The 25,753-nt window shown below is 70.5% G+C and carries 27 protein-coding genes and 2 pseudogenes; 17 read left to right on the top strand and 12 right to left on the bottom strand.

What is annotated here, in order from left to right:
• The first annotated feature begins 100 nt into the window (after positions 1–100).
• From ACK1X7_RS31755 to ACK1X7_RS31745, 3 genes are all read left to right on the top strand, one after another.
• On the top strand, positions 101–958 hold the full coding sequence (locus tag ACK1X7_RS31755; protein ID WP_390792024.1) for a DUF4097 family beta strand repeat-containing protein: 858 nt from the start codon (positions 101–103) through the stop codon (positions 956–958).
• Positions 958–2,076 (top strand): PadR family transcriptional regulator, encoded by a 1,119-nt coding sequence (locus tag ACK1X7_RS31750; RefSeq protein WP_385154293.1) that lies wholly within the window; start codon positions 958–960, stop codon positions 2,074–2,076. The genes ACK1X7_RS31755 and ACK1X7_RS31750 overlap by 1 nt, the downstream gene beginning before the upstream one ends.
• Positions 2,077–2,231: 155 nt before the next feature.
• Positions 2,232–2,975, top strand: coding sequence for an antibiotic biosynthesis monooxygenase (locus tag ACK1X7_RS31745; protein WP_413115981.1), 744 nt, complete (start codon positions 2,232–2,234; stop codon positions 2,973–2,975).
• 122 nt (positions 2,976–3,097) lie between these two features.
• Here the strand turns inward: ACK1X7_RS31745 and ACK1X7_RS31740 are convergent, their stop codons facing one another.
• Positions 3,098–4,060 (bottom strand): zinc-binding dehydrogenase, encoded by a 963-nt coding sequence (locus tag ACK1X7_RS31740; RefSeq protein WP_385157064.1) that lies wholly within the window; start codon positions 4,058–4,060, stop codon positions 3,098–3,100.
• A 162-nt stretch (positions 4,061–4,222) separates the two neighbouring features.
• Positions 4,223–5,455 carry an NAD(P)-dependent malic enzyme gene (locus ACK1X7_RS31735; RefSeq protein ID WP_385157061.1) on the bottom strand — a complete coding sequence of 411 codons (1,233 nt, stop codon included), beginning with the start codon at positions 5,453–5,455 and terminating at the stop codon, positions 4,223–4,225.
• Between the two features lie 508 nt (positions 5,456–5,963).
• Between ACK1X7_RS31735 and ACK1X7_RS31730 the strand changes: the two genes are divergently transcribed.
• The 3 genes from ACK1X7_RS31730 to ACK1X7_RS31720 are packed head-to-tail and all read left to right on the top strand — an operon-like array spanning position 5,964 to position 8,657.
• On the top strand, positions 5,964–6,917 hold the full coding sequence (locus ACK1X7_RS31730; protein ID WP_385157058.1) for an ABC transporter substrate-binding protein: 954 nt from the start codon (positions 5,964–5,966) through the stop codon (positions 6,915–6,917).
• A 43-nt stretch (positions 6,918–6,960) separates the two neighbouring features.
• Entirely contained in the window at positions 6,961–7,899 is a 939-nt protein-coding gene (locus ACK1X7_RS31725; RefSeq protein WP_385157055.1) for an amino acid ABC transporter permease, read from the top strand.
• Positions 7,900–7,904: 5 nt separating this feature from the next.
• A complete protein-coding gene (locus ACK1X7_RS31720; protein WP_385157070.1) occupies positions 7,905–8,657 on the top strand; it encodes an amino acid ABC transporter ATP-binding protein in 753 nt (250 codons plus the stop codon).
• Between the two features lie 26 nt (positions 8,658–8,683).
• On the opposite strand, the gene ACK1X7_RS31715 is transcribed toward ACK1X7_RS31720, so the two are convergent.
• Entirely contained in the window at positions 8,684–9,460 is a 777-nt protein-coding gene (locus tag ACK1X7_RS31715; RefSeq protein ID WP_413115980.1) for a class I SAM-dependent methyltransferase, read from the bottom strand.
• A 124-nt stretch (positions 9,461–9,584) separates the two neighbouring features.
• Here ACK1X7_RS31715 and ACK1X7_RS31710 point away from each other — a divergent pair, with 124 nt between their 5' ends.
• On the top strand, positions 9,585–10,247 hold the full coding sequence (locus ACK1X7_RS31710) for a CGNR zinc finger domain-containing protein (RefSeq protein ID WP_385150643.1): 663 nt from the start codon (positions 9,585–9,587) through the stop codon (positions 10,245–10,247).
• 104 nt (positions 10,248–10,351) lie between these two features.
• Here the strand turns inward: ACK1X7_RS31710 and ACK1X7_RS31705 are convergent.
• A pseudogene (locus tag ACK1X7_RS31705) lies at positions 10,352–10,519 on the bottom strand (S24 family peptidase); the annotation flags it as partial.
• Between the two features lie 253 nt (positions 10,520–10,772).
• Between ACK1X7_RS31705 and sodN the strand changes: the two are divergent.
• Positions 10,773–11,168, top strand: a complete 396-nt coding sequence (gene sodN, locus ACK1X7_RS31700) for a superoxide dismutase, Ni (RefSeq protein ID WP_020868495.1) — start codon at positions 10,773–10,775, stop codon at positions 11,166–11,168.
• Positions 11,169–11,282: 114 nt separating this feature from the next.
• Here the strand turns inward: sodN and ACK1X7_RS31695 are convergent, their stop codons facing one another.
• Genes ACK1X7_RS31695 through ACK1X7_RS31685 form a run of 3 tightly spaced genes read right to left on the bottom strand, consistent with a single transcriptional unit; the run spans position 11,283 to position 13,433 of the window.
• Complete coding sequence (locus ACK1X7_RS31695; protein WP_361501913.1) at positions 11,283–12,101, bottom strand: class I SAM-dependent methyltransferase; 819 nt, start codon at positions 12,099–12,101, stop codon at positions 11,283–11,285.
• The gene (locus tag ACK1X7_RS31690) at positions 12,098–12,586 is read right to left on the bottom strand and encodes a hypothetical protein (protein ID WP_413115979.1); all 489 of its coding nucleotides are present in this window, start codon (positions 12,584–12,586) and stop codon (positions 12,098–12,100) included. Before ACK1X7_RS31690 ends, ACK1X7_RS31695 begins: the two co-directional genes overlap by 4 nt.
• Positions 12,552–13,433, bottom strand: a complete 882-nt coding sequence (locus tag ACK1X7_RS31685; protein WP_413115978.1) for a hypothetical protein — start codon at positions 13,431–13,433, stop codon at positions 12,552–12,554. Before ACK1X7_RS31685 ends, ACK1X7_RS31690 begins: the two co-directional genes overlap by 35 nt.
• 103 nt (positions 13,434–13,536) lie before the next feature.
• Between ACK1X7_RS31685 and ACK1X7_RS31680 the strand changes: the two genes are divergently transcribed.
• From ACK1X7_RS31680 to ACK1X7_RS31665, 4 genes and pseudogenes are all read left to right on the top strand, one after another.
• Complete coding sequence (locus ACK1X7_RS31680) at positions 13,537–13,998, top strand: ATP-binding protein (protein WP_385116676.1); 462 nt, start codon at positions 13,537–13,539, stop codon at positions 13,996–13,998.
• Positions 13,999–14,021: 23 nt separating this feature from the next.
• Positions 14,022–15,136 (top strand): annotated as a pseudogene (locus ACK1X7_RS31675) (hypothetical protein).
• Positions 15,133–15,492: an ASCH domain-containing protein gene (locus ACK1X7_RS31670; protein ID WP_385116674.1), complete on the top strand. Its 360-nt coding sequence runs from the start codon at positions 15,133–15,135 to the stop codon at positions 15,490–15,492. The pseudogene ACK1X7_RS31675 and the gene ACK1X7_RS31670 overlap by 4 nt, the downstream one beginning before the upstream one ends.
• 41 nt (positions 15,493–15,533) lie before the next feature.
• Positions 15,534–16,061 carry an NUDIX domain-containing protein gene (locus tag ACK1X7_RS31665; RefSeq protein ID WP_413115977.1) on the top strand — a complete coding sequence of 176 codons (528 nt, stop codon included), beginning with the start codon at positions 15,534–15,536 and terminating at the stop codon, positions 16,059–16,061.
• Positions 16,062–16,083: 22 nt separating this feature from the next.
• On the opposite strand, the gene ACK1X7_RS31660 is transcribed toward ACK1X7_RS31665, so the two are convergent.
• Positions 16,084–16,644: a TetR/AcrR family transcriptional regulator gene (locus ACK1X7_RS31660; RefSeq protein WP_385150623.1), complete on the bottom strand. Its 561-nt coding sequence runs from the start codon at positions 16,642–16,644 to the stop codon at positions 16,084–16,086.
• Between the two features lie 139 nt (positions 16,645–16,783).
• Here ACK1X7_RS31660 and ACK1X7_RS31655 point away from each other — a divergent pair, with 139 nt between their 5' ends.
• Both ACK1X7_RS31655 and ACK1X7_RS31650 read left to right on the top strand, forming a co-directional pair.
• A complete protein-coding gene (locus ACK1X7_RS31655) occupies positions 16,784–17,710 on the top strand; it encodes an NmrA family NAD(P)-binding protein (RefSeq protein ID WP_385150621.1) in 927 nt (308 codons plus the stop codon).
• 148 nt (positions 17,711–17,858) lie between these two features.
• Complete coding sequence (locus ACK1X7_RS31650) at positions 17,859–20,303, top strand: SpoIIE family protein phosphatase (RefSeq protein ID WP_385150618.1); 2,445 nt, start codon at positions 17,859–17,861, stop codon at positions 20,301–20,303.
• A gap of 47 nt (positions 20,304–20,350) precedes the next feature.
• Here the strand turns inward: ACK1X7_RS31650 and ACK1X7_RS31645 are convergent, their stop codons facing one another.
• Both ACK1X7_RS31645 and ACK1X7_RS31640 read right to left on the bottom strand, forming a co-directional pair.
• Positions 20,351–20,860 carry a pyridoxamine 5'-phosphate oxidase family protein gene (locus ACK1X7_RS31645; RefSeq protein ID WP_385150615.1) on the bottom strand — a complete coding sequence of 170 codons (510 nt, stop codon included), beginning with the start codon at positions 20,858–20,860 and terminating at the stop codon, positions 20,351–20,353.
• Between the two features lie 112 nt (positions 20,861–20,972).
• Positions 20,973–22,139: a LysR family transcriptional regulator gene (locus ACK1X7_RS31640; RefSeq protein ID WP_390792029.1), complete on the bottom strand. Its 1,167-nt coding sequence runs from the start codon at positions 22,137–22,139 to the stop codon at positions 20,973–20,975.
• Between the two features lie 292 nt (positions 22,140–22,431).
• Between ACK1X7_RS31640 and snpA the strand changes: the two genes are divergently transcribed.
• Both snpA and ACK1X7_RS31630 read left to right on the top strand, forming a co-directional pair.
• Entirely contained in the window at positions 22,432–23,097 is a 666-nt protein-coding gene (gene snpA / locus ACK1X7_RS31635; protein ID WP_385150609.1) for a snapalysin, read from the top strand.
• Positions 23,098–23,368: 271 nt separating this feature from the next.
• A complete protein-coding gene (locus ACK1X7_RS31630; RefSeq protein WP_385150606.1) occupies positions 23,369–23,581 on the top strand; it encodes a hypothetical protein in 213 nt (70 codons plus the stop codon).
• On the opposite strand, the gene ACK1X7_RS31625 is transcribed toward ACK1X7_RS31630, so the two are convergent.
• Together ACK1X7_RS31625 and ACK1X7_RS31620 are read right to left on the bottom strand one after the other, a co-directional pair.
• Positions 23,578–24,135, bottom strand: a complete 558-nt coding sequence (locus tag ACK1X7_RS31625; RefSeq protein WP_413115976.1) for an STAS domain-containing protein — start codon at positions 24,133–24,135, stop codon at positions 23,578–23,580. The two genes, ACK1X7_RS31630 and ACK1X7_RS31625, sit on opposite strands and share 4 nt — an antisense overlap.
• 228 nt (positions 24,136–24,363) lie before the next feature.
• A complete protein-coding gene (locus ACK1X7_RS31620; RefSeq protein WP_385150600.1) occupies positions 24,364–24,756 on the bottom strand; it encodes an STAS domain-containing protein in 393 nt (130 codons plus the stop codon).
• 265 nt (positions 24,757–25,021) lie between these two features.
• Here ACK1X7_RS31620 and ACK1X7_RS31615 point away from each other — a divergent pair, with 265 nt between their 5' ends.
• Positions 25,022–25,681: an HAD family acid phosphatase gene (locus ACK1X7_RS31615; RefSeq protein WP_390792031.1), complete on the top strand. Its 660-nt coding sequence runs from the start codon at positions 25,022–25,024 to the stop codon at positions 25,679–25,681.
• Positions 25,682–25,753: the final 72 nt, after the last annotated feature.

Genomic DNA, 25,753 nt, shown 5'->3' with positions numbered 1-25,753 from the left:
AGGGCTTGACTCCGCAGGACCGCGATATATCGTGTTCAATAGAGACACGATATGTTGCGTCGTCGTGACGCGTCGCACGTCCAGTCAGGGGAGGCCGGGGATGTCAGCCCGATCACAGTGGTCGATCACCGCACCACAGAAGCTCACCTTCGACGACCCGGTGTCGGCCCTCGACGTCCGTATCGCGGGCGGCACCGTCAATGTGGTCGGCACCGGCGACGGCCCCGCCCGCCTCGAGGTCTCCGAGATCGACGGCCCGGCGCTGAAGGTCTCCCACATCGACGGCACCCTGAGCGTGGGCTATGACGACCTCTCCTGGAAGGGCTTCCGCAAGTGGCTCGGGCAGTGGAACCGCACCGCCCATGTCACCCTCACCGTGCCCGTCGGCACCAGCGCCACGGTCGGCGTGATCGGGGGCTCCGCCGTGGTCTCCGGGCTGGCCGGCCGGGCCGAACTGCGCGGTGTCTCCGGCGACTTCACCCTGCTCGGGCTGACCGGGCCGGTGCGGGCCGAGACCGTCTCCGGCCGGGTCGAGGCGCAGGCCGTCACCGGCGACCTGCGGTTCCACTCCGTCTCCGGCGACCTCACCGTCATCGAGGGCTCCGGGCCCCTGGTACGGGCCGAATCGGTCAGTGGCGACATGGTGCTCGACCTCGCCCCCGCCCCCAAGTGCTCCGACATCGGACTCACCACCGTCTCCGGGGAGATCGCCATCCGGCTGCCGCACCCCGCCGACGCCGAGGTCGAGGCCAACACGGCCAGCGGCTCGGTCTCCAACGGCTTCGACGATCTTCGGGTCAGCGGCCAGTGGGGGGCCAAGAGGATCACCGGGCGGCTCGGCGCGGGTCATGGCAGCCTCAAGGCCACCACCGTCTCGGGCGCCATCGCGCTGCTGCGCCGTCCGCCGTCCGAGGACGACACGGACACCACCGACGGCACCCAGGGAAAGGTCCTCTGATGCCCCCCGTATTCGCCCACGGCCGACTGCGCCTGTATCTGCTCAAGCTGCTCGACGAGGCGCCGCGCCACGGCTATGAGGTCATCCGACTGCTGGAGGAGCGGTTCCAGGGGCTGTACGCGCCCTCGGCGGGCACCGTCTATCCGCGGCTGGCCAAGCTGGAGGCCGAGGGCCTGGTGACCCACACCACCGAGGGCGGCCGCAAGGTCTACTCCATCACCGACGCCGGACGCGCCGAACTGGCCGACCGCAGCGGTGAGCTGGCCGATCTGGAGCTGGAGATCCGCGAGTCGGTCGCCGAACTCGCCGCCGAGATCCGGGAGGACGTCCGCGGCTCCGCGAGCGATCTGCGGCGGGAGATGCGGGAGGCGGCCCAGCAGGCCCGCTCCTCCGGCGGCACCGGGGGCAGCGGCGGCAGCCAGGACAAGCACGCCCCGTGGGAGGGGCCATGGGGCGACAAGGAGACCTGGCGGCAGGCGAAGGAGGACCTGCGGCGCGCGAAGGACGAGTGGAAGGAGCAGGCGCGCCGGGCGAAGGAGGAGAGCAGGCGGGCCCGGCAGGACGCCCAGCGCGCCCGTAAGCAGGCCAAGGACGCGCAGGACTTCGCGCGCGAGGAGGTCCAGCGGATCGCCCGGCGGGTCCAGGAGCAGACGCAGGAGCACATCCGGGCGGGCGACTGGCAGCAGGCGGTGCGCGAGGGGCTGGCCGAGGTGTCGCGCGGGATGAGCCGCATCTCCCGCCAGGGCGGCTCGCGTTCGGACTGGGGCTGGGGCTGGGACGACGAGACGTCCGGGCCGGAGACCAAGGTCGAGCGGATGGACATGACCAAGCCGGCGGGCGGCCGCGAGGAGGAGAAGCCGACCGGTGGCGACAGCGGCCGTAGCGGGGACGGCGGCAGCGGCGCGGCCGGGGCCCAGGAGCCCGAGTGGGCCAGGGACTTCACCCCCTCGGACGCCCCCGCCCGCGATCTGGAGCGGCTGCTCGACCGGCTCCGCGACGACATCCGCGACGCGGCCCGCGACCACGGGGTGACGGACGCCCAACTGGCCGACGCCCGCCACCACCTGGGGGCGACCGCGGCGCGGATCACCGCGCTGCTCCGGGACGACCAGGCATAGGCCCGGCATCCGTCAGGACGGCTTACGTCCACCGCTTGACCTCAACCGCGGTTGAAGTTCCAGGATCGGGGTCGGAGGGGCGCACCACGGGGGGCGCCCCTCCGACCCCGATCCCCTTTTCCTTCTCAGCTCTTCCCGACCGCGAGGAGACCGTCATGCCCGCTCTGCCCAGCTCCGGCCCGCTGCCCGATCTCACCCGGCCCGATGTGGGCGCCGCGCTGTTCAGCACCTGGAGCGTGGCCACACCGGAACGGCAGCGGGCCACGGTCGACGCCATCGCCGCCGCCTGGGACGGCCGCCCCTGGCCGGCGCCCGAGTTGCTCTCCTACAACCTCTACGCGGGTACCGACGGCGATACGCTGCTGCACCACTCCCAGTGGGCCAGTGAGGCCGCGTACCACGCCTTCGTCCGGACCCAGCGCCAGGAGCGCAACGACGAGATCGACAGCGCGGTCCCGGACATCGAGCGGCTCGGCCTCTCCTCGTACCGCCGCTACCGCGGCTTCCAGGCACCGGCCGCCGCCCAGCGCGATACGCCGGACCCCGGGCTGTTCGTCGTGGTCGAGATCGACTTCAGCGACCCCGATCCCCGGCTCCGCCGGTCCTGGATCGACCTGGTCATCGAGGCCCTGGAGAATGAGCCCGACCCGGGCCTGATCTCCGCCGACTTCCATCTGATCGTCGACGGCGAACGCCATCTGAGCACCGACCGTGCCCGGGTGTTCAACTACGCCCGCTGGACCGGTGTGGAGGCGTACGAGGCGGCGATGGCGGCCGATGGGCCGCGCGGCGGCGGCTCGTCCCTCTGGGACAAGGTGCGCGACTTCCCCGGTCGGGTGGGGGCCTCGTCCCGTTCCTATCGCTTCCGGCGCAGCTTCGTACGGCCGTCGGCGGCGTAACGGAATTCCGGGAATTCCCCGGAGCGCGAGGGCCGGCCGGCCGCCGCGCATTACTTCGCGAATCCCCGACCCGCACAACGGCCGGGGCCCGCACCACGGCCGGGGATATGCCACCGCGATATTCAGACCGTCAATACGACCTTGCCGAACAGATCGCCGCCCGCCATCTTCTCGAACCCCTCACGGGCCCGGTCCAGCGGCAGCACCGAGTCGATCACCGGTCGTACACCGCGGGCGGCGCAGAAGCTCAGCAGGTCCTCCAGCTCGTCCTTCCCGCCCATCGTGGAGCCGACGACCTTCAGCTCCAGGAAGAAGATCCGGTTGAGCTCGGTGGCCTTCGGGTTGGGGCCGCTGGTGGCGCCGGAAATCACCAGGGTGCCGCCGGGCTTGAGGGACTTCACCGAATGCGACCAGGTCGCGGCGCCCACCGTCTCGATCACGGCGTCCACCCGGCGCGGCAGCCGCTCCCCCGGTTCGTACGCGCTCTCGGCGCCCAGCTCGATGGCGCGGGCCCGCTTGGCCTCGTCACGACTGGTGGCCAGCATCCGCAGCCCGGCGGCCGCGCCCAGCACGATCGCGGCCGTGGCCACCCCGCCGCCCGCGCCCTGGACCAGGACACTGTCGCCGGGGCGCACCCCCGCGTTGGTGAACAGCATGCGGTACGCGGTCAGCCAGGCCGTGGGCAGACAGGCGGCCTCCTCGAAGGAGAGCTCCTTGGGCTTGGGCAGCAGGTTCCAGCTCGGGACGGTCACCTTCTCGGCGAAGGTGCCCTGGTAGCGCTCGGTGAGGATGGAGCGGGGCTCCTTCGGGCCGACGCCGTGTCCGCTCTGGCCGATGACGGAGTGGAGGACGACCTCGTTGCCGTCCTCGTCGATCCCGGCCGCGTCGCAGCCGAGGATCATCGGAAGCGACTCCTCGCCGAGCCCCACACCGCGCAGCGACCAGAGGTCGTGGTGGTTGAGCGAGGCGGCCTTGACGTTCACGGTCGTCCAGCCGGGCCGGGCCTGCGGATCGGGGCGCTCCCCCAGTTCGAGGCCGCTCAGCGGCTGGTCACGGTCGATACGTGCGGCATAGGCAGCGAACATGATCCCGACCTTAGGCCGCACGGCGACCCCGCGGAACCACGCCACGGTGTGACCCCGCTCGCCCGCCGCGCACAAGCCGACGGGCCGGTCCGCCCCTCCGGCTGAGGGGCGGACCGGCCCGTGTGGGCACAACCCTTAACGGCGCCTGGGCCCTGGCGGGCGTCAGCGGCGGGCGACGCCCTCCGCGCGGGCGGCCGCGGCGACGGCCGCGGTCACGGCGGGGGCGACCCGGTCGTCGAACGGCGAGGGGATCACCTTGTCCGCGCTCAGCTCATCGGCCACCACCGCGGCCAGCGCCTCGGCGGCCGCGAGCTTCATGCCCTCGGTGATCCGGGAGGCCCGGACCTGGAGGGCGCCCGCGAAGATGCCGGGGAAGGCGAGGACGTTGTTGATCTGGTTCGGGAAGTCGCTGCGCCCGGTGGCGACCACGGCCGCGTACCGGTGGGCGACGTCCGGGTGGATCTCCGGGTTGGGGTTGGCCATCGCGAAGATGAAGGCGCCGGAGGCCATCTTCGCCACCGCGTCCTCCGGCACCGTGCCGCCGCTGACGCCGATGAAGACGTCGGCGCCGTCCAGCGCGGCCTCCAGGGATCCGGTGAGCCCGGCCTTGTTGGTGAACCCGGCCAGCTCGCGCTTGACGTCGGTGAGGTCCTCGCGGTCCTGCGAGACGACGCCCTTGCGGTCGCACACGGCGACATCGCCGATGCCCGCCTCGGTGAGGATCCGGGCGATGGCCACACCGGCGGCGCCGGCGCCGGAGATGACGGCGCGGAGCTGGCCCAGCGCGCGGTCCGTCAGCCGGGCGGCGTTGCGCAGCGCGGCGAGGGTGACCACCGCCGTGCCGTGCTGGTCGTCATGGAAGATCGGGATGTCGACCCGCTCCTGGAGCTTGCGCTCGATCTCGAAGCAGCGGGGCGCGGAGATGTCCTCCAGGTTGACGCCGCCGAACGAGGGCGCGAGCCGGGCGACGGTCTCCACGATCTCGTCCACGTCCCGGCAGTCGAGCGCGATCGGCACCGCGTCCACCCCGCCGAACTGCTTGAAGAGGATCGCCTTGCCCTCCATGACCGGGAGGGACGCCTCCGGGCCGATGTCACCGAGCCCCAGCACCGCGCTGCCGTCCGTCACCACGGCGACGACCTGGGACTTCCAGGTGTAGTCGTGGACGAGCTCGGGCTGCTCGGCGATGGCGCTGCACACCTTGGCCACGCCCGGTGTGTACGCGAGGGACAGATCGTCCCGGTCGCGCACGGGCACGGTCGCCTGGACGGCCATCTTGCCGCCGCGGTGCAGGGCGAAAGCCGGATCGAAGGGCTCTTCGCCGGTCACGCCGTCGGCTCCTTCGCCACTGCCGCTTGTGCTGTCGCTGCGAGGATTGACCATCTCCGCTGCCACTGTTTGACCCCTTTGTCGTTTTTCTGTCGAGGGTATCCGCCCCAGGTTCGGAGCGGGCGGGCACCGCGTCGTCCCATTCAGCGGATGACCACCGCATGGGTCTGGGTACGGACGCCGGGCGCGTCGCACACACGCCCTGAGCCCCGGGTGAGGGGTGCCGTCTGTTCTACCTGAAGCGCGCGTCGGGCGACGAGCGAGTTCTGGTGCGATGACACCGGAAAACCAGGCATTAAGGCCGAAGGCGGGCGAATCTCTAGGGAAAGTCCATGCCTCCGTCACGCGCTGTTCTCCGCGTGATCATGAGCCCGCCCCGCGTCTCCGGCCGCCGCTGTCCGGCCGGTGAAGCTGTCCGGTTGTGCACCACGGGGATCGCCCGTTATCCGATTTTGACATGGCCAGCGGCCCGCACGGGCCCGTCCGATGACAAGATGCCCCAATCACACGAGATCGCGACACCCACAAACGTGTTCCCGAGATCTCGCCCCCTCACCCTGCCGGAGGAACCAGCATGACCGCCAGCTTCACGCCCCGTGGGGCCACCCTGAAGTCCCGGATGGCCTCCGTCGGCGCGATAGCGGTGGCAGGTGCCTTGCTGCTGACGGGCTGCGGTGACCAGACCGACAAGGCCACCGGTGGGTCGAACACCAACGCGGCCCCGCTCTTCAACCAGCTCCCCAAGGAGATCCAGAGCGCCAAGGTGATCAAGGTCGGCTCGGACATCAACTACCCGCCGGTCGAGTTCAAGAAGAACGGCGAGGTCATGGGCATCGACCCGGACATCGCCGACGCCCTCGGCAAGCAGCTCGGGGTGAAGTTCGAGTTCAACAACGGCACCTTCGACACCCTGCTCTCGGGCCTGCGCTCCAAGCGTTACGACATCGCCATGTCGGCCATGACCGACAACAAGGGCCGCCAGGAGGGTGTCGACCCGGACACCGGCAAGAAGGCGGGCGAGGGCGTCGACTTCGTCGACTACTTCACCGCGGGTGTCTCGATCTACACCAAGAAGGGCGCCAACACGGGCATCAAGACGTGGGACGACCTGTGCGGCAAGAAGATCGTCGTGCAGCGCGGCACCGTCTCCCACGACCTGGCCAAGTCCCAGTCGAAGACCTGCCAGAAGAACGGCAAGGGCAAGATCTCGGTCGAGGCGTTCGGCAATGACACCGAGGCCCAGACCCGGCTGCGCGGCGGTGGCGCCATCGCCGGCTCCAGCGACTTCCCGGTCGCCGCGTACGCGGTGAAGACCTCCGGCGGCGGCAAGGACTTCGAGCTGGTCGGCGACCAGGTGGAGGCGGCCCCGTACGGCATGGCCATCGCCAAGAAGAACACCCAGTTGCGCGATGCCATCAAGCAGGCCCTCGCCCTGATCATCGCGAACGGCGACTACGACAAGATCATCGCGAAGTGGGGCGTCAAGGAAGGCGCGGTCACCAAGGCCATCATCAACGGCGGCAAGTGATCCGGCCCTCCCCCGTCCGCGCTCGCGCTGAAAGGCACCATCCGTGACGACAAAGATTGAGAAGGCGGGTCCGGTCGACGCCCCGCCGCCGGCGCCGGAGAACATCAAGGCCATCCCGGTGCGGCACTACGGCCGCTGGGTCTCCGCGGTCATCACCATCGCCGTGCTCTTCCTGCTCATCTCCGCGTTCGCCCGCGGCGATGTGAACTGGGGCGCCATCCCGGACTACTTCTTCGACAGCGAAATCCTCAGGGGCGTCCGCAACACCGTCTGGATCACCATCCTCGCGATGGTGCTCGGGGTGGTCCTCGGCATCATCCTCGCCGTGATGCGGCTGTCGAAGAATCCGGTGACCGCCTCCATCGCCTGGGGCTACATCTGGTTCTTCCGCGGCACCCCGGTCTATGTGCAGTTGCTGGTCTGGTTCAACCTCGGCCTGGTGTTCGACTACATCAACATCATGCCGATCTACAAGGACGAGTGGTCGGACTTCATGACCCCGTTCCTGGCCGCCCTGCTGGGCCTGGGCCTGAACGAGGCCGCGTACATGGCCGAGATCTGCCGGGCGGGCCTCCAGTCGGTCGACGAGGGCCAGTCCGAGGCCGCCCAGGCGCTCGGCATGAGCCACGCCAAGACGCTGCGCCGGGTGGTGCTGCCGCAGGCGATGCGGGTGATCGTGCCGCCGACCGGCAATGAGTTCATCAACATGCTCAAGACCACCTCGCTGGTGATCGCGGTGCAGTACTGGGATCTGCTTCAGGCCACCTCCGAGGTCGGCCAGAACTCCGGTGCCACGGCGGAGATGCTCTTCCTGGCGGCCGCCTGGTACCTGATCCTCACCTCCGTCCTGAGCGTGGGCCAGTACTACCTGGAGCGGTACTACGCGCGCGGCTCGAGCCGCAGCCTGCCGGCCACCCCGCTCCAGCGGGTCCGGGCCAATCTGCTCTCCTTCAGCAACCGCTCCGGAGGTGTCGGCGTATGACCGCCATGGTGAAGGCCGAAGGCGTCCACAAGTCCTTCGGCCCGGTGCAGGTCCTCAAGGGCATCGACCTCGAGGTCGCGCCGCGCGAGGTGTTCTGCCTGATCGGCCCGTCCGGCTCCGGCAAGTCCACCTTTCTGCGCTGCATCAACCACCTGGAGAAGATCAACTCCGGGCGGCTGTACGTCGATGGCGACCTGGTCGGCTACCGCCAGAAGGGCGACAAGCTCTACGAGCTCAAGGACCGCGAGGTCGCCGAGAAGCGGCGCGACATCGGCATGGTCTTCCAGCGCTTCAACCTCTTCCCGCATATGACCGCGCTGGAGAACGTGATCGAGGCGCCGGTCCAGGTCAAGGGCGAGACCAAGGCGGTCGCGCGGGAGCGCGCGCTGAAACTGCTGGACCGGGTGGGCCTCGCCGACAAGGCGGGCAACTACCCCTCCCAGCTCTCCGGCGGCCAGCAGCAGCGCGTCGCGATCGCGCGGGCGCTGGCGATGGAGCCGAAGCTGATGCTCTTCGACGAGCCCACCTCGGCGCTCGACCCGGAGCTGGTCGGCGATGTGCTCGATGTGATGCGCGGGCTCGCGGAGGACGGCATGACGATGATCGTCGTCACGCATGAGATGGGCTTCGCCCGTGAGGTCGGGGACTCGGTCGTCTTCATGGACGACGGCGTGGTGGTGGAGTCGGGGCACCCGCGTGAGGTGCTGACCAATCCGCGGCACGAGCGGACGAAGTCGTTCCTCTCCAAGGTGCTGTAGGCGCCCTCACGCACTCCGCACCGGGGTTACTTCAGCCCGAGCACCATCGCGTCCGAGGGCGAGCACCATACGGCCCGCGCCTCCCCGAAGCCCCCCTCGCGCAGCGCCTCGGCGTGCCAGGCGACGGACTGCGTCTCCCCGTCGGCGTGGTCGCCGTTGGCCGGATTGCCGAAGATCGTGAACCGCTCGGCCACCGGTCCGGCCAGCACCTCGTCCCGTGCGGCGGCCTGCCACCACTGGACCCAGTCCTGCGCGCCCGCGGCCTGGGCCCGGGCCCGCCGCTCCTTCTGGAACGCGTGGTCGGCGGCGTTGAGCCGGGGCGTGGCCGGATCGGGCATATGGTCCGCGTTGAGGAACACCCCGCCCTCCCGTACGACGCCCGCGATCTGCCCGTACAGCACCCGCAGCTCGTCCGAGTGCAGCCAGTGCAGCGCCGTGGCGGTCAGCACGGCGTCGTACCCGCGATGCGGCAGCCGCCCGGTCCATCCGGGGTCGCGCAGATCGGCGGTCACGAACTCGGCGCGCGGCTCGGCCGCGAAGTGGCCGCGGGCGATCGTCAGCAGCGCGGGGTCGAGGTCCACGCCGGTGCTGCTGGCGCCCGGGAACCTGCGCAGCGCCCGCTCCGAGATACTGCCCGTACCACATGCGAGGTCGAGGATCCTCGGCTCCGGGCCGACGACGGCCTCGACCGCGTCGAGCATCACCCGGAACCGCTCCTCACGATCGGGGAGGTACCACTCCTGCTGCCGGTCCCAGCTCCGCTGCCACGCCTGCCAGTCCGCCACGGCGACGGTGTCCGTCATCGAGCCCCTCCAAGCCATGCGTCGTAAGCCATGCGTCATCGTCTCCGGGGCCGCCGCCCCGTAATACCCTCGTAGGCAGAACGCCTCTTACCCGACTCTAGATGCCCCGTCGTAAGGACCACAAGTGGAACTGGCTTATTACTCGGATCTCGCCGTGCGCCTGGTCAACAGCGAGGAGCCAAGCCGCGGCACCGACACCCTGACCTCGGTGGAGGCCGTGCGGGCGCTCTTCGGGGAGAGCCGGCAGGCGGCCCGGCGGACGACGGACGCCGATGTCACCCGGCTGAGGTCGGTCAGGGCCCGGCTGCGCGCCGTCTTCGAGGCGGCGGCGGGCGGCGACGAGGTGCTGGCGGTGGACCTGCTGAACGCGCTGCTGATCGAGTTCCCGGTGAGCCCGCAGATCTCCGGCCATGAGATCCGCGACGACGACGGACGCCCCAAGTGGCATATGCATATCGCGGACTACGCCGCCAACGCGGGCGCCGGATACGCCGCCACCGCCTCCATGGGGCTGGCCTTCCACCTCACCGAACTGGGCGCCGACCGGCTGGGCATCTGTGAGGCGTCACCCTGTCGCAACGCCTATCTCGACACCTCGACCAATCGATCCCGGCGCTACTGCTCCGACCGCTGCGCGACCCGCGCCAATGTGGCCGCCTACCGCGCGCGCAAGCGCCTGGACGCCGAGCGGTCGGCCGGCGCCGCGCGCAGCCGGCGCCAGGACCGCGAGCCCACCGGCCGTACGGCGGACACCGCCCAGAAGACCAGCCCGGCCATGGACCGCTGACCCCGGCGCCCGGCGCCCGGCCGCGGCCGCAGCCGCAGCCATGCCCGGGCGACCACCAGCTCGTCCGGTACGACGCCGAACTCCCGGCTGTCGTTCTCCACATACGGGTTGTCGCCCTTGACCCACCAGCCGCCCTCGCGCCGCTCCACCGCGCGCTTGACGATCAGCAGATCCTGCCGGAACGGATGGCGCACCACCACCACGTCCCCCGGCCGCACCGGCGCCCCGTAGCGGACCACCAACTGGTCGCCGGGGTACAGCGTCGGCTGCATCGACGGGTTGTACACCTCCGCGAGCCCGATCCGCAGCAGTCCGCGCTGGTCGCGGTCGGACTCCTGCCCACGATCGCCCAGCTCCTCCCGCATCACGGCACCTCCGGTTCTCAACCCCGCACCATCACGATCCCAGGCATCCCAGCCTGACACCGGACTTTTGACCTAAGCCCCCCGGGGCACCCGAGAAAAGCCTTCCCCCACGGAGTAATCTCGCACCTGAGAAGACGATCACGAATGGAAGGACAGCTCTATGCTCTCCCGCCTGTTCGCCCCGAAGGTTCAGGTCAGCGCGCACTGCGACCTGCCCTGCGGTGTGTACGACCCGGCCCAGGCCCGCATCGAAGCCGAGTCCGTCAAGGCCGTCCAGGAGAAGTACCAGGCCAACGAGGACCCGCACTTCCGCGCCCGCGCCACCACCATCAAGGAGGAGCGCGCGGAGCTCGCCAAGCACCATGTCTCGGTGCTGTGGAGCGACTACTTCAAGCCCCCGCACTTCGAGAAGTACCCGGAGCTGCACCAGCTCGTCAACGACACCCTCAAGGCCCTGAGCGCGGCCAAGGGCTCGACGGACCCGGCCACGGGGCAGAAGGCCCTGGACTACATCGCCCAGATCGACAAGATCTTCTGGGAGACCAAGAAGGGCTGACCGCTCTTCCCTTGCATTGCCGGACCGCACCCGAGCCGCCCCGAGTGGCCCGGGTGCGGTCTACTTTTCCGCCGGCCGCGGGTGGGCATGGATCCATCGCGTGATGTGGGCGGATCAGCGCCGGCAGACGAGGACACCGCCCTTGCAGCGGATCTCGAACGCACCGTGCCGGGAGATGTGGTCCGCGAGAATGGCGCGGGCTCGTTCGATGGTCACGTCGAAGGGCACATCGTGCTGGTCGGCCCATGCGTGGTACGAAGCCATGTGCGCGATGACCGGTGCGGGGTCACGGATCGTGATGATGCCCGGCAGCTCGATCGTCTCCACGTGGCCGAACTCCTCGCCGAGGTAGGCAGGGGCCTTCTCCAGGGAGAAGCGGGCACTGAGCGAGATGCGGGACGGCCCCCGTCCAGTGCCGAGGACGTCCCCTGCGGCTCGCTCCCAGAGGTCGTCGAGTTCGGCCTTGTCCCGGTCGCTGTTGGTGGAGGTGATCACCAGCCCGTCCCGCTTCACCACGCGGGACAGCTCGCCGACCGCCTGGGCGATGTCGGTGACGTGGTAGAGCATGTGCAGGGCCAGCGCCGCATCACAGCTCGCCGTGGCGATCGGCAGGCGAGTGGCATCCGCCACGGCGACCGGGCCGGGTACCCCGTCGAGGATGCCGGGAGCGATGTCCAGGCCCAGCAAGGCCAAGTCGGGCCGATCCCGGCGGAGCCGCTTGATGAACCTGCCGTTCCCGCATCCGACGTCGACCACGAGTCCGAGTAGGTCACTCAATTGTTCGGCGACCATGCCGGGCAGGTCGTACAGGGGCGTCTGCCACCGATAGAGGGACTGCCGGGCCGCGAGGTCTCGGTCGCCGTTGTACGCGCTCCCGGCGAGGCGGCCCCGATCGGTGATGGCGGCATCGTGGGCGGCGGACAGTTCGGTCACGTCGACAGCTCCGAAGGACGGGCGGTGGGCGAAGCCGCGAGGACAGCCGTGTACTGGAGTCTTTCGCGTAAGTCTGCCGCCTGCGCGGCTCCCCCGTACTGCGGACCACCCAGCTCGCGACGCAGCGCGATGAGCCGTCGCACGATGCTGGCCGAGATGCGCTCCGGCGGAGCGTCCAGGACGAAGGCGAGCATCGCCTCAGTGCCGTCCAGGTCGCCCAGAAGCAGGTGGCCACGGGCGAGGTCGAGGTGGGCGGCGAATAGGTCGCCGACCGACCGGTCGTCGTTCTCCGCATCGCGGTGGAGGCGGATCGCGGTGCCCGCCCAGGCGATCGCCTGCTGGATGTGCGCCGGTCCGCCCAGGGCGAGGTGGGTCGTCCCGGCATATGCGAACTGTTTGGCCGCCGGGAAGGCGAAGAGTCCCGGTGCCTCGTCCGGGTCGGATGCCGCCTCACGGGAACGATCGGCGTCGGCCAACGCTGCCACCGCGCCTGCTTGGTCTCCCACTATGGCCAGAGCACGCCCCTCCAGACTGGCCAGGCGGGCGGTGATACTCCCACTCGCTCGGTGCCTTCGGCCCGCCCGGGCCGGTCCGGCCGCCTGCTCGTACCGCCCGGTCCAAAAAGCGATCAGGGACTCCACGGCTCGTACCCAGGCCAGCATCCCTTCGTGCCCGGCCGCTCCCGCGCACGCGCGGGCGGTACGCGTGTGGGTGGCCGCGGAAGGCGTAGTCCCCCAGGTCCAGGCAGACGTGGGCGGACATGCCGCACAACCGTGAAGCCGCGACGTACAGGTCAGCAGTCTGCCGAGGGCGCTGACGCCCGCGCAGCAACTCGAACACCCCGTCCCGCGACTGCTTGATCTCGACGTACAGCTCCAGCAGTGGGTGGCTGACGTAGGCGCGGGCAAGCTGAGCGACGTCAGCCTCCATCTGCTCGACAACGGACTCATCGGCGTTGCGCTGCGCGATGAACCGGGCGAAGTCCGCGGCCGCAGCGGCATCCGCCGTCACCGCTTCCGCTGGGGAACGTGGAGGCGCCTGCTGCCGTACGAGCTCCTGCACCCGCACCGTCCCACCCTCGCCGCTCCGGCGTCTCTTGCTGACCGCGGCGGCCTGGTCGAGCACCGCAACACCGACGCCGAACACCTTCGCCAGATATCTCCGCGTGTACGGAACGGGGATGCGCGTCTCGCGCTCGTAGCGGCCCATCTCCTTACCGGTCTTGGTGCAGCGCCCTTCCAGGGCGTTGTACTCATCGGCCACCCGCTGCTGAGTCCAGCCTCGCTCGGTGCGCAGCCGGGTGAGCAGCGCTCCGATCCCCGTGTCGCCCATCCCACTCTCCCCTGAGCACAGGACTTCTGGCCCCCATAGTGGCCCCGGAACGGCCCCCACGCTGGCTCCCGACCCGAACGAGCTACGGCGGTTGGCTGGTGGCATGTCGAGGAATCCGTTCAAAGAACCGGAGACGCCCGAGCCGGACCACATCGGCAGCGGCTCGATCGAGCACCGCGCGATGTCCTTCGCCCGGCGCGAGCACACCGCCCCCGCTGCTCGCGGTTTCATCACCGAGGCCCTTACGCAGTGGCAGCGAACCGAACGCATCGACGACATCCGGCTGTGCGCCTCCGAGCTGGCCACCAACGCCCTGCTGCACGGAGCCTCGGAGGACGGACTGGTTCTCGTACGCATCGAACTGCACGACGCCCTGCTACGCCTCGAAGTGCACGACAGCGGTGACGGCACGCCCACCATGCGCGAGCCGCAGGCAACGGCAGACGACGGCCGTGGCCTGCTACTCATCTCCGCTGTTGCCGACAACTGGGGTGTGGATCAACAACAAGGACCCGGCAAATGCGTCTGGGCCACCTTCGAACACAGCTCGGTACCAGCGTGCTGACACCCAGCTCTTGGAGACGTCCCATGACATACAGTCCCTTATCGCCGAACACCGTCCTCGCCAACGCCCTCCACCACGCAGAAGATGTCCTGGCCCCGCGCATCATGGCTGCCACGCCCGAGCGGATCACGATGGTCGTCGGTACTCAGATCAACGGCGCCCCACACATCGGCACATCACTCGTGCAGTCCCTGGCCTTCACCATGGCCGCCCGCTTGCGTGACCGCTTCGGCCTCCCCGCCGAGGTCCTGTTCAGCGCCCTCGACAACGCTCCGTACGAGTTGGCCACCGACCCGGTCAGCAGCCACCGCTATCAGCGCGCCTACGCCCAAGCACTCGATGACGAGGCCCTGACCGACCTCATCACCACCCTCTACGAGCCCTGTTCACAGCGCTGTCTTGGCATCTGGGAATCCCGCATCGCGTCGAGACCTACAGCCAGCAGCAGGCCGACGAACAGTTCCGCCGTACCTGGCTCCGCCTCCTGCCCCGCCTCGACGCCGCCCGCTGGTGGCTCGCCCCCTCCACCGGCACCCCACACCTGCGCGTCCCCTGCCCGCACCTCGGCTGCGGCTGGGCCGAGAAACACGCCGAACGCACCCGCGTCCACCTCACCGACCGCGAGACCGCCCAAGTGGCCGCCGTCTGCCTCCACCACGGCCCCTACCGGGCCACCATCTCCCCAACCGGAGGCGCCTATCTGGACCTGGCCACCCTGTACCGCAACATGGTCAAGGAACTGGCCCTGTCCAGCCCCCATGGCACCCTGCACATCATGGTCAAGGGCGGCGACTGGGTCTTCGGCTCCCACCTGGTCGACGAGGCCCTCCAGTCCGTCGGCCTCATCCGCTCCCAACTGCCGGCCCGCCTCTTCTGCCCCCAAGTCGTCACCGACACCGGCGCCAAGCTGTCCAAATCCCTCATCCGCGAAGGCCGCACCCCCGCGCCTGACGGCACCGCCGACTGGATGCTCGACACCCGGAAATGGCCCGGCACCACCACGGAGTATGCCGAGCAACTGCTGTCCCTGGCAGATACCTTGCTGTCGGACCCGCGTCACTTCTTCCGGTCGTACTCAGCCGCCGAGATCGGCCGCCTGATCACCACACCAGCCACCAGGAGCGTCCCCGCCCCATGACCGATACCACCGCCCGCGTCCGCGAGCTCAACCTCTACCCCCAGTACTTCGACCTCGTCGCCGCGGGCACCAAGACCATCGAGGTACGGGTGAAATACCCGCACCTCGCCGACCTCGCCCCCGGCGACACCATCCGATTCCGCATCAAGGGCACCGACGAGACCTGCGAGGTCAAGGTCAAGCGGGTCACCGAGTACCCCGACTTCGAAGCCTTGCTCGACGGAGAGGGTCCGGCCAACGTCAACCCGACCGCCACTCGCGAACAGCAGCTCAACAACATCCGAGCCATCTACTCGCCCGAGAAGGAAGCCCTTGGCGCTCTGGCCATCGAAATCGAACATACCGCTGATCATTAGGCCGAAGCTGTCCACCAATGGGTCGAGGAAGGAGCGTTATCGTGGCTCAGCCTCAGTCCGACGACCAGCCCAATGCCCTGCCGCCCGCCCCCGAATCCATGACCCTGCTGGTCGCTGCCGTCATCGTCCACGACAAGGCCAACAACCGCGTCGTCCTCCTCCAGCGCAGCCAGAACGCCAAGTTCGCCCAGGGCATGTGGGACCTGCCGGTCGGCAAGAGCGAGCCGGGCGAACCCATCACCGAGACCGCGGTCCGCGAGCTGAACGAGGAGACCGGCCTGACCGTGCAGCCGGAAGCCCTGAAGGTCGCCCACATCATCCACGGCGCCTGGGGTGTCGAAGCCCCCAACGGCTTCCTCACCGTCGTCTTCGCCGCCCACGAGTGGGCTGGCGAGCCGGAGAACCGCGAGCCGCGCAAGCACGCCCAGGTCCGTTGGGTCGGCGCCGATGCCATCCCCGAGAACTTCGTGGACACCACCTCAAGCGCCCTCCACCGGTACCTCACGGGAGGCCCTGAGGTCTCCCTCGACGGCTGGCAATTGAAAGGCCAACTGCGGCCGAGTGAATAGGGGTTGACCGACCCCCGCCCGCTCACCCCCGTGGGCTGATCCCCGCCACGGCCAGGCCCAGCAGGCGGTCCGCCTCGGCGGTGGGGTCCGGGTGGTGCTGGGTGGCCAGTGCGATTCCGGCGATCAGGGTGACCAGGTCGACCGCGGTGGCCCCGGGGGCCATCACACCGGCTCGTTCGGCTCGCCGCAGCAGTGGCTCGCCCGCCTCGGTGAGGGTGTCCACGCAGGGGTTCGCATGTTCCGGGTCGAGTTCCCCGTTGCGCAGCAGCGCGGTGGCCAGGCCCTGGACCGAGGCCGAGTAGACGGTGAGCTCGCCCAGCCACTCCAGCAGCGCGGCCCGTACGTCCTCCACCTTCGCGAGTTCACGGGCGCGGGCGGCCAGGACCTCGATCCGTTCGCGGAAGACGGCCTCCAGGAGGGCGCTTCGGGTGGGGAAGTGGCGGCGCACGGTGGCCGAGCCGACTCCGGCGGTGCGGGCGATCTGTTCCAGGGAGGCGTCGGCGCCGTGTGCGGCGACCTCCTCCTCGGCCACGGCGAGGATGCGCTCGTAGTTGCGCCGGGCGTCCGCACGCTGGGCGGGCATGGCGTCACCTCCGGGTTGCCGAGTGGTTGCTAAGTGGCGGGGCCCTCCGTATCGTACCGAGCAGTAAGTGGCGGGGCCCGCCGTTTAGTGTTCGCGCAGTCGATACATCGATATCCCCATGCCTGAGGAGCAGCACAGCATGCCCATGAACTCCCCGACGTCCGCCCCGTCCGCCCCCGTTCTGGTCACCGGCGCCACCGGACAGCAGGGCGGCGCCACCGCCCGCGCGCTGCTCTCGGCGGGCGTTCCCGTACGGGCGCTGGTCCGCGACCCGGCCACCGAGCGGGCCAAGGCCGTGGCGGCGCTCGGCGCCGAACTGGTCACCGGCGATCTGCTCGACCTCGACTCGGTGCGGCGGGCCGCCGAGGGGGCGCGGGCCGTCTTCTCGATCCAGATGCCCGACATGAACGACCTCCAGGGCGACTCCGAGTGGGTCCAGGGGCGCAACCTGATCGACGCCGCGCGGGACGCGGGGGTGGCGCAGTTCGTGCACACCTCCGTCTCCGGCGCCGGGCAGCACCACACCGCGCCCGGCTGGGCGGAGGGCCGCTGGGCGGCGATGGAGCACTACTTCGCGACCAAGTCCGGCCTCCAGGACCGGGTCCGGGAGGCGGGCTTCCGCCACTGGACGCTCCTCAAGCCCGCCTTCTTCATGGAGAACTTCCTGTCCCTGCTCCCGAACGGCCCCGAGGGCGGCCTGGCCACCATCCTCCAGCCCGGCACCGAGCTCTCCCTCATCGCCGTCGCCGACATCGGCACGGCGGCCGCCGCGGCCTTCGCCGACCCGGAGCGGTTCCACGAGGTCGAGCTGGAACTGGCGGGCGAGTGCTTGACGATGACCCGGGTCGCCGAGGTCCTCTCCGCCGTCGTGGGCACCGAGGTGGCCGCCCCGTCGATGACCGCCGACGAGGCGCTCGCCGCCGGGATGCCGCAGTGGGGCCTCGGGCACGTGTGGCTGAACGAGGCCGGTCAGCCCGCCCGCCCCGCCTTCGCGCGGGCCCTCGGCCTCCCGCTCACCGGCTTCGCCGAATGGGCCGGGCGCCATCTGCGGCCCGCGGCGGCCTGACCCGCCCGACCGGGCATCAACCACAGCCCGACCCGGCATCAACCACAGCCCGACCCGGGCTGTGGTTGATGCCCGGACCGGAGTGGACGAGTCTGGAAGAGGACCCTGGAGGACGGACCCGGTGCCGTCCCCGGAGGGATGGGCGACCATGATGCGCCACGACAGCGGCTCCGCGCGCGAGCGGGGCGGCCTGGACGAAACGGATACGGCGAGGGTCACCGTCACCGATGACGGGACGCTGACCAGTTGGAACGAGGGTGCCCGTCGGCTGCTCGGGTATCGGCCCCCGCAGGTCGTCGGGCGGTCCGCCGCCGAGCTGCTGGCCGATCCGGCCCGCGCGGCGGACGCCGGGGTCCGCCGCGCCCGCACCCGGCTCACCCGGTGGCACGGGACGGTGGCGCTGCGCCACCGGGACGGCCACGAGATGCCGGTGCGGGTGCTGGCACACCGCACAGGGCCGGAGGGCGACTGGCTGCTGGTGGCCGCGGCACCCCGGGCGGAGCTGCCCCCCGAGTCCTGGAACGACGCGCTGATGCGCTGGGCCTACGCGCAGTCACCCTGCCCGATGGCGATCTACGACGCCGATCTGCGGCTGCGCAAGGTGAACGACGAGATGGCCCGCGTCGTCGGCCTCCCCGAAGCGGAGATCCGCGATCTGCGGCTGTCGGAGATCGGGGGCAAGCTCCAGGGCGAGCAGCTCGAAGGGGTCATGCGCCAAGTGCTGACCACCGGCGAGCCACGCGAGGTGGAGACCTATCTGCGCACCGGCGGCGAGACCGAGGAGCATGCCTGGTCGGCCGCGTTCGCCCCGTTGAAGGCGAAGGACGGCCAGGTGTACGCGGTCTGCATGGCGGCGCATGACATCACCGAGCAGTATCTGGCCCGCCAGCGGCTGCTGTTGCTGAGCGCGGCCAGTGAACGCATCGGCAGCACCCTCGACATCGACCGCACCGCACAGGAGCTGGCCGACGTCTGCGTACCGCGGCTGGCCGACTACGCCAGCATCGACCTGCTGGACCGGCTGGCCCAGGACGAGGAGCTGCCGCCCGGGCCGCTCACCGGCCCGATCGTGCTGCGCCGCGCGGCCAGGCAGTCGCTCTACGAGGGCTGCCCCGAGTCCGTGGTGCCGGTGGGGAAGGTGGACACCTATCCGCAGGTCTCGCCGATGGCGGAGTGCCTGGTGGTGGAGCGGCCCCTCATCTACGCGACCACCGACCCCATGATCACCAAGTGGGGTGCGCTGAAGCCCGCCCGCGCCCGTTCGATCCGGCGGTTCGGCGTTCACTCGATCATGGCGGTGCCGATCCGGGCGCGGGGAACGACGCTCGGGGTGGCCGTATTCGCCCGCCACCACACCCCCGAGCCGTTCACCCAGGACGATGTGGTGCTGGCCGAGGAGATCACCACCCGGGCCGCCGTCTGCGTGGACAACGCCCGCCGCTTCACCCGGGAGCGCGACACCGCCCTGGCCCTCCAGCGCAGTCTGCTGCCGCGGACCCTCCCCCAGCCGCCGGCCGTCGAGGTCGCCTCCCGCTATCTGCCCGCGGGCCCGTACGCGGGGGCGGGCGGGGACTGGTTCGACGTCATCCCGCTCTCCGGGGCACGGGTCGCTCTGGTCGTGGGCGATGTGGTCGGCCACGGCATCCAGGCGTCGGCCACGATGGGGCGGCTGCGGACGGCGGTCCGTACCCTCGCCGACGTCGATCTGCCGCCGGACGAGCTGCTGACCCACCTGGACGACCTGGTGATCCATCTGGCCGCGGAGACCGGGGCCGAGGAGGCCACCGGGGATGTGGGCGCCACCTGTCTGTACGCGGTCTACGACCCCGTCTCGCACCGCTGCTCACTGGCCGCGGCCGGGCACCCGCCCCCGGCGCTGGCCAGGCCCGACGGCACCGTGGAGTTCCTCCCGGTACCGGCCGGACCGCCGCTGGGGGTCGGCGGGCTGCCCTTCGAGTCGATGGAGACCGAGCTGCCCGAGAACGCCGTGCTCGCCCTCTACACCAACGGGCTGATGGACGTATGGGACCGCGATGTCGACGAGGGCCGACTGCTGCTGACCAACGCGCTGGCCCACCCCAGCGGGTCCCTGGACGGCGCCTGCGACGCCGTTCTGCGCACGCTCCTGCCCGGCGGGGGCGCCCTCGACGACGTCGCGCTGCTGCTCGCCCGCGCCCGCTCCCTGGACGAGGCGCACGTGGCCACCTGGGACGTACCCGCAGATCCGGCGTGGGTGGCCCGCTCCCGCCGGAACGTGACGGAGCGGCTGACCGAATGGGGGCTCGACGAGGCCGTCTTCACCACCGAGCTGGTCGTCAGCGAGCTGGTCACCAACGCCATCCGGCACGCCGTCCCGCCCATCCGGCTGCGGCTGATCCATGACCATTCGCTGATCTGCGAGGTCACCGACTCCTCCAGCACCGCCCCGCATATGCGCCGCGCCCGCACCTTCGACGAGGGCGGCCGCGGGCTGCTGCTGGTCGCGCGGCTCAGCCAGCGCTGGGGCAGCCGGCAGACCGCCGAGGGCAAGACGATCTGGTCGGAACAGAGCCTTCCGGTCGGGGTGCCCACCGGGCTGCCGGGCCTGGACTGAGCGGCCGGGGGTGGGCCCCCTGGGTGGTGTGAAGCGGTCGGCCCCTGTCAGAAGCGCCAGCGCGTCTGGCCGTACGCGCCCTTGCGGAAGCCGAACGCCGTGGCCGGGGCGACCCGGAAGACCAGGGCGTCATGGCCGTCGTGGTGGAAGGCTCCGTCGCGCACCTGGAAGGTCCACTCCGCGCCGTACTTCGCCACGTACGCCGCGGCGATCCGCTCCAGCGTGGCGTCGTCCCGCACCCGCTCGGCCTCGCCCTCGACCACCAGGTCCAGCCCCTCGTGCAGCACGCCCGCACCCGTGGTGAGGACGCAGCGCGGATTGTGCGCGAGGTTCCGGGCCTTCTGTTCCTCGGGGCCGGTGCAGAAGCAGAGCGCGCCGTCGAACCAGACGGCGATGAGCGGGGTGACATGGGGGCGGTCGTCCCGGCGGACGGTGGACAGCCAGTACAGCTCCGCCGCCGCCAGCGCCGCACGCCCCTCCGGCCAGGGCGTGGCGGTGGCGTCCGGGCCGCTGAAGCGGGTGTCCAGCGCGGTCTGCGGATCGTGCTCCGTGATCATTCGCTCGCTCCTCGGGTGGCATGCGGTCCGGTCCGGTGCGGTCCCGGGTGCTTGGACCGCCCGGCGGAGCGAAACTCATCGCTCGCGCCGCGCCCGCCCCTGAGGAGGGGCGCTACGAGACCTCGGCGGACCCGGCGAGGTCCAGGACGTCGAGCGCGTCGCGGATCCGGGGCTCATGGGAGCGCAGCAGCGGGCTCTCGTTGCGGACCAGCCACTGGCGGTACGCGGGGCTCGCCCAGGCGATCTCGAAGTACGCGTCCGCGAGGTCGCCGAAGAGGGCGTCGACGTCGAGCGGGGCAGCGGGCGCGGTGTCCGGACCGGGTCCGGCGGCCTCGGTCCCGGTGTCGGCCTCGGCGGGGAGCGCCGTGTCCGGGGCAGTTCCGGCGGCCCCGGCGCGGGCCGGGAGCGCCGTGTCCGGGTCGGGTCCGGCGGCCCCGGTGCGGGCCGCCGGGACCGCCCGTGAGGCCAGGAACAGCCGGACCGTCAGCGGGTCCCCGTGCAGCGGACGGACGGCCACACCCTGGCGGGACCGCGCGGTGGGCTGGCAGGGGGTGACCACCTCGCCCGAGGCGACCAGGTCGGCGGCGGTCAGATAGTCCCCGTACACCACCCTCGGATTGAGCCCCGCGGCGGCCAGGACCCGGCGCAGCCCGGGCCCCTCGCCGTCCACACTGGGGTCGACCATCCACTGGTCGGCGGCGAGGTCGGCGAGCCGCACCGCGGGCCGCGCGGCGGCCGGATGGGTTTCGGCCAGCGCCACGAACTGCGGCTCCCGCTCCACGAGCACCCGGCGCTCCACGCCCTCGGGCACCCGCAGCGGCGCGCCCTCGACCTCGTGCACGAAGGCGACGTCGAGTTGGTTGGCGGCGACCATCTGGAGCAGCGCGTTGGCGGAGACGTCGATATGGATGGTGGTGTCCGCGTCGGGATAGCGGTCGCGGAGCCTGCGCAGCCAGCCGACCACGGCCCGGCTGCCCGTGCTGCCGATGCGCAACCGGGCGTCGGCGGTCTGCCCCGCCTCCAGCCGGACCTCGCTGAGCAAGGCGTTCATCTCGGCCACGATCGGCCGGGCGCGGCACAGCACGGACCGCCCCAGCGGGGTCGGCCGACTGCCGGTGACCTCCCGCGAGAACAGCCGACCGCCGATGGTGTTCTCTATGCGCCGGAGCTGGGTCGTCAAGGATGGCTGGGTCATGCCCAGTTGGCGCGCCGCCTTCCGTAGGCTGCCGGTGTCGGCGATGGCGCACAGTGCACGGAGGTGCCTCACCTCGAGCTCCACGGCGGGAGCATATCTGCGCCCTTGTCGGTCACACCAGACTCTGAAACCACTCCAACCCATATCGGAATCGATCAATCGGTGGTCAAACACCGGTCAACGGGACGTCAAACCACCATCTCAGCCATGGGCTTGAGAGTCCGGCGGGGGATATGCCTTCGTGCTATCACCAGTTGATATCTCCGCGTACGGCTCGATCTCCTCAAGACTCGGCGTCAGCCAAGAGTTCATCCCACGGCCCCGGCCGCCACCCCACACGGCGACCGGGGCCCGAGGACGATGAGGAGCCCCCCACATGTCACTCCCCAAGCTCGCGCTGTCCGCGACCCTCGGCCTCGGCCTGGCGGCCGCACTGTCCGCCGTGCCCGCCTCCGCGGCCACGCCCGACCACTCCACGACCCAGCGCAGCGCCGCGGCCGCCGGCTACACGGCGAGCGGCGAGGAGAAGGCCGACACCGACGCCTTCATCAAGGCCGTCATGAAGTCGGCGCTGGCCAAGCAGGCCAAGGCGCGCAACGCGACGGCCGCCGTCACCGTGACCTACGACGCGAGCCAGGCCCCGACCTTCCAGTCGCAGATCTCCCGCTCCGCCCAGATCTGGAACTCCTCGGTGAGCAACGTGAAGCTCCAGGCGGGCAGCAACGCGGACTTCAGCTACCGCGAGGGCAACGACCCCCGGGGCTCGTACGCGAGCACCGACGGCCACGGCAGCGGCTATGTCTTCCTGGACTACGCCCAGAACCAGGAGTACGACTCGACCCGGGTCACCGCGCACGAGACCGGCCATGTGCTGGGTCTGCCGGACCACTACGAGGGCCCGTGCAGCGAGCTGATGTCCGGTGGCGGCCCCGGCCCGTCCTGCACCAACTCGCAGCCCGACCAGGCCGAGATCAGCCGCGTCAACCAGCTCTGGGCCAATGGCCTGGCCAAGCTCGAGAAGCAGCTCGCCAAGTCCCACTGAGCCCGCTGAGCCCGCTGAAACCGCCGAGCCACTGATCCCCTGGATCAGGGCCTGACCGCCCGCACCCGGTTCCCGACGCCGGATGCGGGCGGTCGGCGTGTACAGGGGCCGTCGAAGGCGCGTACGGGGCCATCCACCGCGCGCACCGGGACGCGGCGCACGGGAAGCGACGCCGCCTCCGGCCGGAGGTACCGTATAGACGCCAGGAGCATTTCGCACAAACCGGCCGGATTCCCTTCAGTCCGGGGCCCGGCCGCAGGGAGTGAGCACCATGGAGACCCTGATCACCGTGGTCGTCATCCTCGCGCTGATCGGGGTGGGCGCGCTGCTGATCCACCGGACCAATGTCCAGAACGGCAACCGCATGTCCGCCGAGAGCCACGACGATTCCCGCGTCGGCGGGCGGCCGCACCATCGCACCTGGGGCCGCTGGCGGCAGCACCGGGGCCAACAGGTCGCGCCTCCCCAGGACCGCCGTACCTAGCCCTCCGCCTCGCGCAGCGCCTCGTCCAGCGTGGCGACCGGGCGGAGCACATCCAGCATCCGGCCCGCCCGCAGAGTGCGCAGGATCAGCGCGTTGTCGCAGACCAGCCGCATCCGCCCGGCCCGCTCCACCACACGTCGATGGGCCCGGCACAGCAGTCCCAGGCCCGAGCAGTCGAAGAAGGCGGCCGGCCGTAAGTCCACGATCACCGCGGGCCTGTCCCCGGCCGTGGCCGCGTCCAGCGCCGGTCCGACACTTTCCACCCCGGCGATGTCGATCTCCCCGTGGAGCTCCACGACGGTGTACCCGCCGACCCGGTGCGTACGGGCGCGCGGAGTGGTGACGTCGGCGGCGTCGCCGTCCCGAGCGGCAGAATCGCCCCGAGCGGCGGAATCGCCCCGAGCGGCGGAATCGCCCTGAGCGATGGAATCCCCCTCGGCGGACGCCCGCGCGGCCGGATCGCGGCCGACGGGCCCAGCGGGCCCGTGCGCGGCGTTCTGGGCACCGCGCTCCAGCGGCACCGGCGCATCACGGGGAGCGCCTTGCTGCGTCATCGCGATATCCCCTCGGAACGGCACACTGCCCCCTCTCACCTTCGTCAGGGTCCCGGAAGCGGGCAGGGTCGGGCATCGGGTGTGAATCCGCCGGGTCCTTGGGCGACGTCTCGCGAGCGTAAAGGGGTGACCCCCGGTTACAGAGGTAGGGACGCAGCATTCCGCCGGTGAATACCGCTCGTCCGAGTGAATTTCGGTTCTTACTATTGACACTTGGTCAGATACGGCCTAGGCGAAGGCATCATCGCCCCCTCCGGCCGGCGGACCCGCCACCCCCGCGATCGCCGGAGTCAGATCCTCCAGTACCTCGAACGCGTCGTCCAGCCGGACCATGCGCAGCAGCCGCACAAACCGCGGTTCGTCGATGACGAGCCGCAGCCGCCCGTCCCGCTCCAGCACGCGATTGCGCAATCGGCACAGTAACGACAATCCGGCACAGTCCAGGAAGGTCACCGGCCGTAGGTCCAGGACCAGATCCGGACACCGTGCCTGGATGAGGGAATCGAGCCGAGCCACGATCCGCCCTGCGGCGAAGATGTCCAACTCTCCCGCGATCTCGGCGACGGTGACGCCGCCGAGTGCGTGGACTCGGACGCCGAAGGCGGGCCGATCATCGAACATGCAAGCCTCCTTGACCTGGTGGAGGCGCGCGACACCGGAGCCCGCGGCCACGCCGGTCAGCGCCGGGGTCCAGGCCGGCCCTTCAGTAGATGACATACCCATCTACCGGCTGACCAGTCAACGAACGGCACGGCACGTGTCGTTGGCCTATTAGGGCCCCTCGGCCGCGAACTGTTACTCATCGGTAAAGCAGAGGTCTTCTCAAGTCCACCGGGAGCCGTGAGCATGCCATCCGGCAATCGCCTCGAAGCGAAGGATGTGACCGATGACAGCAGGACGCGTGCGATCACGGCGGCTCGGCATGACGACAGTGGTCGTCGCCCTCGCCATCGGCGTCGGCGCAACGGCCACCACGGCGAGCGCCGCCACCCCCGGCACCACCGCCACCACGGCGGCCTCGGCGGCGCCGTCGGGCGCCACCGCCGCCGAGAAGGTCGACTACGAGACCTGGCAGCGCGATGTTCGCGCCATCATCGACGAGCAGGCCCGCCCCTACATCGAGGAGCGCACCGCCAACCCCTCGGGGCAGAAGCAGGCCATCGTCCTGGACATCGACAACACCTCACTGGAGACGGACTTCCGCTTCGCCCTCCCCCAGCACCCCGTCGAGCCGGTCCTGAAGCTCTCCCAGTACGCGCACGACCGCGGCGTGGCCATCTTCTTCGTCACCGCGCGGCCCGGCATCATCTCCTGGCCGACCGAGTGGAACCTGGAGCAGGTCGGCTACTCGGTCGCCGGTCTGTACGTACGCCACCTGCCGGATCTCTTCCAGAACGTGGCCGACTACAAGACCGCCAAGCGGGCGGAGATCGAGAAGAACGGCTACACGATCATCGCCAACATCGGCAACAGCGCCACCGACATCAGCGGCGGCCACGCCGAGAAGTCCTTCAAGCTCCCGGACTACGACGGTCAGCTTTCCTGAGCCGCGGTCAGGTCATCCCCTTCCGCCACCGCCCATCACCCCCCGCCGGGGAAAGGTCGAAAACTCCAGATC

Origin of the sequence: Streptomyces sp. CY-1, assembly GCF_047218265.1 — a bacterium.
Taxonomy (GTDB): domain Bacteria; phylum Actinomycetota; class Actinomycetes; order Streptomycetales; family Streptomycetaceae; genus Streptomyces; species Streptomyces niphimycinicus.
Note: the sequence above shows the minus strand (reverse complement) of the source record. Positions and strands in the feature narration are given on the sequence as shown.